General features: G+C 62.6%; 1 protein-coding gene. It reads left to right on the top strand.

The annotated features are described in order from the left end of the window. A partial coding sequence (locus tag FHD67_RS20295; protein WP_139599870.1) for a transposase occupies positions 1-315 on the top strand: 315 nt, incomplete at its 5' end. Positions 316-546: the final 231 nt, after the last annotated feature.

The raw sequence follows: 546 nt of genomic DNA, 5'->3' as shown, positions 1-546 counted from the left end.
ACATCGTCGAAGAAGGTCGGACCATGGGTCGGCCTCACGCCTTCACGCAACCAGTCAGGCGAACGCGACATCTCTGGCGGGATCACCAAAGCAGGGGACATCAACCTGCGGCGCGCTCTGTGCCAAGCGGCAACAGTCATGATGCATCGTGGCCGCTCGACATGGCTGAGAACATGGGCAGTGCAGGTCGCGCGCCGTCGTGGCGCGAAACGGGCCATGGTCGCCCTTGCCCGGCGCATCAGCGTGATCCTGCACCGAATATGGACTGACGGCACAACCTTCCGATCCGAGGTTCGGGTTAAGCATGCCACCTGATCGACCAGGCGCTCCATCGTTGCCTGCCTGACCGCAGGCCTTCGAGGTCCCCATGGGACGCGGTTCCGATGATGCCGTGGTCAGGACTGTTGCCGAACCACATCGAGCACGCCAATGAGATGGGCACATCGGACCTGCATTGAACCAGCATCATGTTGGCGGCCTGCGCGCCGACCACGGACCGAAGCATGCACCCAGGTGATCTCAGACGAAGGTGGCTGTGCCAGACGT

Origin of the sequence: Paracoccus haeundaensis, assembly GCF_006239215.1 — a bacterium.
GTDB classification, from domain to species: Bacteria; Pseudomonadota; Alphaproteobacteria; order Rhodobacterales; family Rhodobacteraceae; genus Paracoccus; species Paracoccus marcusii.
Note: the sequence above shows the minus strand (reverse complement) of the source record. Positions and strands in the feature narration are given on the sequence as shown.